A 7,391-nucleotide genomic window follows, 5' to 3' on the forward strand; every position below is an offset into this window, starting at 1 on the left:
TCCGTCTTGCCGACGCCGGTCGGGCCGAGGAAGATGAACGAGCCGAGCGGCCGGTTCGGATCCTGCAGGCCGGCGCGCGCACGGCGCACCGCCCGCGATACGGCCTGAACCGCATCGCCCTGGCCGATCACCGACTTCGCCAGCTCGTCTTCCATCCGCAGCAGCTTCTCGCGATCGCCTTCCAGCATCTTTTCGACCGGAATGCCGGTCCAGCGAGAGACGACATGCGCGATGTTGTCGGGGGTCACGACTTCCTGCACCATGGCGCTGCGATCATTGTCCTGCGCTTCGGCTTCCGAAAGCTTCTTTTCAAGCTCCGGAATGACGCCGTAGGTCAATTCGCCGGCGCGCTGGAATTCGCCCTTGCGCTGGGCGATCGCCAGATCGTTGCGGGCATCGTCGAGTTCCTTCTTCAGGTCCGCGGCAAGGCCGAGCTTCTGCTTTTCCGCCTGCCAGCGGGCCGTCAGCGCATCGGCACTCTCTTCCAGATCGGTGAGCTCGGTCTCAAGCCGCACCAGCCGGTCGGCCGAGGCGACATCCGTTTCCTTCTTCAGCGCTTCGCGCTCGATCTTCAGCTGCATGATGCGGCGATCGAGTTCGTCGAGCTCTTCCGGCTTGGAATCGACCTGCATGCGCAGGCGCGCAGCCGCCTCATCCATCAGGTCGATCGCCTTGTCGGGCAAAAAGCGGTCGGTGATGTAGCGGTTCGACAGCGTGGCGGCCGAAACCAGAGCCGAATCCGAGATGCGGACCTTGTGGTGCTGCTCGTACTTCTCTTTCAGGCCGCGCAGGATCGAGATCGTGTCCTCGACTGTCGGCTCTTCGACGACGATCGGCTGGAAACGACGGGCGAGCGCCGGGTCCTTCTCGACATGCTTGCGGTATTCGTCGAGCGTGGTCGCGCCGACGCAATGCAGCTCGCCGCGCGCAAGCGCCGGCTTCAACAGGTTCGAGGCATCCATCGCGCCATCACCCTTGCCGGCACCGACGAGCGTGTGCATCTCGTCGATGAACAGGATGATCTCGCCGTTCTCGGCCTGCACCTCGTTGAGCACGCTCTTCAGCCGCTCTTCGAACTCGCCGCGATATTTCGCGCCGGCAATCAGAGCGCCCATGTCGAGCGCCATCAGCTTCTTGTCCTTCAGAGACTCAGGCACGTCGCCATTGACGATGCGCAGCGCCAGGCCTTCGGCGATCGCCGTCTTGCCGACGCCGGGTTCACCGATGAGAACGGGGTTGTTCTTGGTGCGGCGCGAGAGCACCTGGATGGTGCGACGGATTTCGTCGTCGCGGCCGATCACGGGATCGAGCCGGCCATCGCGGGCTTCCGCCGTGAGGTCGCGGGCGAATTTCTTCAGCGCGTCGAAGCCCTGTTCGGCATTGGCGCTGTCGGCCGTGCGACCCTTGCGGATTTCGTTGATGACCTGGTTGAGCGTCACCGCCGTCACGCCGGCATTCTTCAGCGTGATCGCGGTGGACGATTCCATCGCCAGCGCCTGCAGAAGACGCTCGACCGTGACGAAGCTGTCGCCGGCCTTCTTCGATGCCTCTTCGGCGGTCGAGAGAACCTTGGCAAGCGGTGCGGCAAGATAGATCTGGCCGTTGCCGCCGGAAACCTTCGGCAGCTTGTCAAGGGCGGCATCGTTTGCAAGGCGGGCCGCCTTGGCGTCGCCGCCGGCACGCTCGATCAGAGACGCCGCCATGCCCTGGTCGTCGTCGAGCAGCACTTTCAGCACATGCTCGGGCGAGAACTGCTGGTGACCCTGAGCCAGCGCATAGGTCTGCGCCGACTGGATGAAACCGCGCACCCGCTCGGAGTATTTTTCAATATTCATAAATAGACCTCCTTAAATCGCCCTGCCCTCATAAGGCACAGGCCGATGACTGAGATTGAGCTCCCTCAAGAGGCGAGCCATGTTTCTTCGCCGACGACCGAAACCGAGGCGAAGAACTTGCTCAGGATATGGTGGGAAGCCGCGAAAGTTTAAAGAGGTGGCGCGCCCAAAAAACCACGCCTGAAGCAACCTCCGAAGGGCCGAAAACGAGATCGCCCCGCCGGAGGGCTGCTCGGGCGGGGCGGGATCGGATTGTATCGAATGGCGCTTAGGCGGCGACCAGATCGTCCGTCTCGTTTTCCTTGAACATCTTGGCGAGGTTCAGGAAGCAGATCATGCCGTTTTCGGACGCGATGATGCCTTCGCAGAAGGCGCGGTCGAAGGATGCGGTAACCTCGGGAACCGGCTGCACCTGATCGGCCGAAATCGTCAGGATGTCGGAGACGCGATCAACCAGCATGCCGATGACCATGTTGTGCACTTCGGCGACGACGATGGCGCTGCGCTCATTGGCGACAGTGCTCTTCATGCCGAGCTTGAAGGCGAGGTCGATGATCGGAATGACCGAGCCGCGCAGGTTCATGACGCCGATGACGTCGGCCGGCGAATGCGGGATCGGCGTCGAAGGCGCCCAGCCGCGGATTTCGCGGATGGTCGTCGTCTTCACGCAGAATTCCTGGTCGTGCAGGCGGAAGGCAATGATCTCAAGCGTGTCGCCACTGAAGCTCGGAGAATTGATCGTCGTCATTAAAATTGTCCCAACTGTCGAAAGCCAGGGCAGAAGCAACCACGCCACCATTGGCGTCGATGCACTTTGCCTTCAAGCCGCCAGTTCTCTGAATATGAAGAGTACCGTTACGGTTACTGAGGACTGTAAAGAAAGAGTGTTTCCCAAATCTAAACCGACCGGCAGGATTTTTCGCCCGGCGCACTCGGTAGGTCTGCTCTAAGCAGGCGAGGGTCGTCCAGCAGGATCGCATCGGGCTTGATCGCAACAATCCTCAAAAGCCCGGCCTGATCCACCTCGCCAACGGGGAAAGGCGGATACTCTGGAAGAGCGACAGATCGCGGCTGACCGACCATTACAGCAACCCGAAGATTGGCCTTGCGCACAGCAGCAACGTTCTCTTCCAGCGCCCAAGCCTGCCAAAGCCGATACCAGGTCGCACCGGCGGCACCAGCCTGTTCGGCAAGATCAGGTCGATCGAGGAACGCCAGAATGCCGATCTCACGCTTCCGCGATCGGGCGAGACTGATCAGCGGAAGACTTCTCAATCCCAGCAACGCGCGCCGCTCCGCACCCGCATGCACGATATCCTCTATGACGCGGAACAAGGCGGCCTCGTCGCCAAGCTTGAAGTCCAACAACACGCCGAGCCCGCCGGAAGAAGCAAGCGCCTCGGAAAGCGTCATCACCGCGGGCAAAAGGTGGCGCAGGATCGGCAGATCGAGATCGGCCACATGGCGCGGATCGCCACAAAGCCGGCTCAGATCCGCATCGTGGACGCAGACGAGAACGCCGTCGCGCGTCTGGCGTATATCCGTTTCGATTGCATCCGCACCCGCGGCCTCAGCGGCGGTGAGAGCCGCCAGAGTGTTTTCAGGCGCCAGCGCGGCGCCGCCGCGATGGGCGATGACAAGTGGTCTTTTGGGCGGCGTGCCAATGGCTTTTAGCCAGAGGTCAGGCATTTGGGCTCCGTCAACGAACAACATACTGTCCGTACGTTGCCCGCGCCGCGAAGATACCGCAAGCCTCAGACGATGGTCTTCTCGATCTGCTCCACCGCCCACTCGACCTGGTCCTTGGTGATCACGAGCGGTGGCGCCAGGCGGATGGTGTTTTCGTGGGTGTCCTTGGCGAGAAGCCCGAGGTCCTTGAGCGCGTAGCAATACTGCCGCGCGCCGCCGGCTTCCGGCACCAGCTCGACCGCCATCATCAGCCCGCGCCCGCGCACCTCTTTGACGATGTTCGAGCGGATCGACCGCAGCCCCTCGAGGAAGTAGTTCCCCATCCGCTCGGCATTGCCGATCATGTCCTCTTCCGTCAGCACCTTCAGCGCCGCGCGCGCCACGGCGCAGGCAAGCGGATTACCGCCGAAGGTCGAGCCGTGCTGGCCGGGCTTCAGAACACCCAGCACCTCGGAGTTCGAAAGCACGGCGGAAACAGGATAGAAGCCGCCCGACAGCGCCTTGCCGATCAGCGTCACATCGGCCTCGATGCCCTCATGCTCCTCAGCCAGCAGCTTGCCGGTGCGCCCGAGCCCGGTCTGGATCTCGTCGAGGATGAGCGTGACCTTGTTGTCGGTGCAGAGCTGGCGCACCGTCTTGAAATAACCCGGCTGCGGGATGATGACGCCCGCCTCGCCCTGGATCGGCTCGATCAGCGCTGCCACCGTGTTCTCGTTGATCGCCGCGGCGAATGCTTCCGCGTCACCGAAGGGAACGGTGCGGAAGCCCGGCGTATAGGGGCCGAAGCCTGAGCGCGCATCCGGATCGGTGGAGAAGCTGATGATGCTCAGCGTCCGGCCATGGAAATTGTCGGAGCAGACGATGATCTCGGCCTTGCCCTCCGGCACGCCCTTCACCTCGTATCCCCATTTGCGCACCGCCTTGATCGCGGTCTCGACAGCCTCGGCGCCGGAGTTCATCGGCAGGATCTTGTGCGATCCCGTCAGCGCCGCGAGTTCCTCGTAGAGATGCGCCAGCTGGTCGTTGCGGAAGGCGCGCGAGGTCAGCGTCAGCTTGCCCGCCTGCTCGACCATGGCGGCGAGGATCTTCGGGTGGCAATGCCCCTGGTTGACGGCCGAATAGGCAGAGAGGCAATCGAGATAGCGCTTGCCATCCGTATCCCAGACATACACCCCCTCGCCGCGTGTCAGCACCACGTCGAGCGGCTTGTAGTTATGGGCGCCCAGGCGCTGCTCGGTATCGATCAATCTGGCTGAATTGCTCATGGTCGTCCCCTTTTGTTATGCGGCGCGGGTCGGGCGGTCGAAGATGCGGCGGCCGAACAGGCTGGCCGTCAGCTCAACGAGAACGCGCGCGCTCTTGCCCCGATCGTCGAGAAACGGGTTGAGTTCGACCAGATCGAGCGAGGAGACGAGCCCGCTGTCGCAGAGCATCTCCATGATCAGATGCGCCTCGCGGAAGGTCGCTCCCCCGGGCACCGTCGTGCCGACGCCGGGCGCGACGTCGGGATCGAGGAAATCGACATCGAGGCTGACATGGAAGAGCGCGTTCGCCGCTTCGACCTTGGAGAGAATGTCGCGCATGATCGCGGCAACCCCCTGCTCGTCGATCGAGCGCATGTCGAAGACGTTGACGCCGTGCCCCTTGATCAGTTCGCGCTCCGGCGCATCGACCGAACGGATGCCCACCTGGAAGACATTCTTCGGATCGACCAGCGGCCGGTCGCGCGGCAGGATGTCGGAGAGATCGGCCTGGCCGCAGTAATAGGCGACGGGCATGCCGTGAATATTGCCCGACGGAGACGTCTCCGGCGTGTTGAAATCCGAATGCGCATCGAGCCACAGCACGAAGAGCGGACGCTTCTGCTTGGCCGCATAGCGCGCCATGCCCGATACCGTGCCCATCGACAGGCTGTGGTCGCCGCCGAGAATGATCGGGAAACGACCGGCGTCGGCGATCTCGAAGACGCCGGCTTCAAGCGCCCGCGTGAAGGCACCGACGGTGCGCAGATTATGCGCCTTCGGATTGTTCGGCAGGTCGCGGGCAGGCACGATCTGCACGTCTCCTGCGTCAGCGACATCATGGCCGAGATCGACAAGCGCGCGGTCGACACCGGCGATACGAAGCGCCGTCGGGCCCATCGCGGCCCCCCTGCGGCCGGAGCCCTCTTCCAAAGGCGCACCGATAAGGGTGACCGATCGCGACTGTGCCTGCATCTTGTTCTCCTGCTCACTGCTTCCGTTGAATATCTGACATCGCCACGGCGACAAAAAGATGAAAAAGTGCCAGTTTCACAGCATGGTTTGACAGTTTGCCAAGTCCAACCATACAAAGTGAAACTCCCTCTCCTGCAAAGTAAGACCATGGACGACCTCGATCAGGAACTTCTGAGCGCCCTGCGCCACAATGCCCGCACCCCCGTCTCCTCGCTTGCCGCCATGACCGGCGCCTCACGCGCCACTGTCGCCGCGCGCATCGACAGACTGGTCGCCAACGGCACCATCACTTCCTTCACCATCCGCACCGGCCACGAAACCCGCGCCGCCGGCGTGCGCGCCATCGTCATGATCGAAGTGCTCGGCAAGCTCGCCGACAAGGTCGCCGACCAGCTGCGCGGCCTGCCGCAGGTGCGCGCACTCCACAGCACCAACGGCAAATGGGACTTCATCGCCGAACTCGAAGACCGCGACCTCGTCTCCTTCGACGAAACCCTGCGCCGCATAAGATTGATCGACGGCATCAACACGACTGAGACGAACATATTGCTGAAGACGCGGAAGACCAGCTTTTAACGGGATGGCGGGGAAGGCGGCACCTATTTCGTGCGCTGAAGGCCGACAGTGAACACCTCTTACGACTTGTTGACTCACCCAAGGGCGAACAATACCCTGCGAGTTCAGTCGTTAGGCTTGTCCTCAGATGACAGATCCATCTCTTCAGCGGCGCCTTGCCGCCATCGTCGTTGCCGATGTGGTGGGATATTCTCGCCTGATGGAGGCTGATGAAGTCGCGACGGTGGAGAACCTCCGGGTACTCCGTTCCGGCGTTATCGAGCCCGCCGTGACGTTCCACAACGGTCGAATCTTCAAGATCGTAGGCGATGGCTTCCTAATCGAATTCGCTAGCGCATTGGATGCGGTCAAGGCAGCGCTGGAAATACAACGGGCCACCACTGCCACCGAGACCCCGGGAGACCGACGCCTGCTTTTGCGCGTCGGCATCAACGTGGGAGATGTCATCGGCGACGGCTCGGACATCCTCGGCGACGGCGTAAACGTCGCCGCGCGCCTTCAGACGCAAGCCGCATCGGGCGGTATCTGCATTTCAGCCGGCGTCCACGGCGAAATCGTCGGCAAGATCAACGAGCGGTTCTTCGATGCAGGCGAGCGCTACCTGAAGAACCTGACCCGCCCGGTCCACGTGTGGCATTGGCCGGATGCGCTGCAAAGCATATTGCAGCTCCCCGAAAGCCCCTCGATCGCCGTATTGCCGTTCACCAACATGAGCGGGGATGAAGCGGACACCCATTTTGTCGACGGCTTGACCGAAGACCTGATCACCGACCTGTCCCGTACGGCTGGCCTGTTCGTCATCGCGCGCAATTCCGTCTACGTTTACAAGGGCAAAGCTGTCGACGTACGGCTGGTTGCCCAGGAACTCGGCGTCCGCTACGTCCTCGAGGGGAGCGCCAGACGCGCGATGGGGCGTGTCCGCATCAATGCGCAATTGTTCGACGCGCTTTGCGGCAAGCACCTGTGGGCCGAGCGGTTCGACAGGACGGTGGAAGATGTTTTCGAGCTGCAGGACGAAGTCAACGCTAAGATCGTCGAAGCCCTCGTCGGCCGACTGACCGCCCCGGCGCAACGC

At 62.4% G+C, this 7,391-nt stretch carries 7 protein-coding genes; 2 read left to right on the forward strand and 5 right to left on the reverse strand.

What is annotated here, in order from left to right; all coding sequences use genetic code 11:
- The 5 genes from B3605_RS24985 to rocF all read right to left on the reverse strand — a co-directional run.
- Window positions 1-1,835 (reverse strand): Clp protease N-terminal domain-containing protein (locus tag B3605_RS24985; RefSeq protein ID WP_296436813.1); only part of this gene is annotated, 1,835 nt, incomplete at its 3' end.
- 268 nt (window positions 1,836-2,103) lie between these two features.
- Window positions 2,104-2,583, reverse strand: a complete 480-nt coding sequence (locus tag B3605_RS24990) for a chemotaxis protein CheW (protein ID WP_047508497.1) — start codon at window positions 2,581-2,583, stop codon at window positions 2,104-2,106.
- Window positions 2,584-2,732: 149 nt separating this feature from the next.
- Window positions 2,733-3,524, reverse strand: a complete 792-nt coding sequence (locus B3605_RS24995) for a glycerophosphodiester phosphodiesterase (RefSeq protein WP_112943810.1) — start codon at window positions 3,522-3,524, stop codon at window positions 2,733-2,735.
- 65 nt (window positions 3,525-3,589) lie between these two features.
- Entirely contained in the window at window positions 3,590-4,789 is a 1,200-nt protein-coding gene (rocD, locus tag B3605_RS25000) for an ornithine--oxo-acid transaminase (RefSeq protein ID WP_112974495.1), read from the reverse strand.
- Between the two features lie 15 nt (window positions 4,790-4,804).
- Window positions 4,805-5,740 carry an arginase gene (gene rocF / locus B3605_RS25005; RefSeq protein ID WP_296436814.1) on the reverse strand — a complete coding sequence of 312 codons (936 nt, stop codon included), beginning with the start codon at window positions 5,738-5,740 and terminating at the stop codon, window positions 4,805-4,807.
- A gap of 147 nt (window positions 5,741-5,887) precedes the next feature.
- Here rocF and B3605_RS25010 point away from each other — a divergent pair, with 147 nt between their 5' ends.
- Window positions 5,888-6,316 carry an Lrp/AsnC family transcriptional regulator gene (locus tag B3605_RS25010; protein WP_112943806.1) on the forward strand — a complete coding sequence of 143 codons (429 nt, stop codon included), beginning with the start codon at window positions 5,888-5,890 and terminating at the stop codon, window positions 6,314-6,316.
- A gap of 127 nt (window positions 6,317-6,443) precedes the next feature.
- Window positions 6,444-7,391, forward strand: a 948-nt coding sequence (locus tag B3605_RS25015) for an adenylate/guanylate cyclase domain-containing protein (protein WP_296436815.1), incomplete at its 3' end; no start/stop codon positions are given.

This window comes from Rhizobium sp. UBA1881 (assembly GCF_002338015.1).
In the GTDB taxonomy this organism is placed as follows: Bacteria; Pseudomonadota; Alphaproteobacteria; order Rhizobiales; family Rhizobiaceae; genus Rhizobium.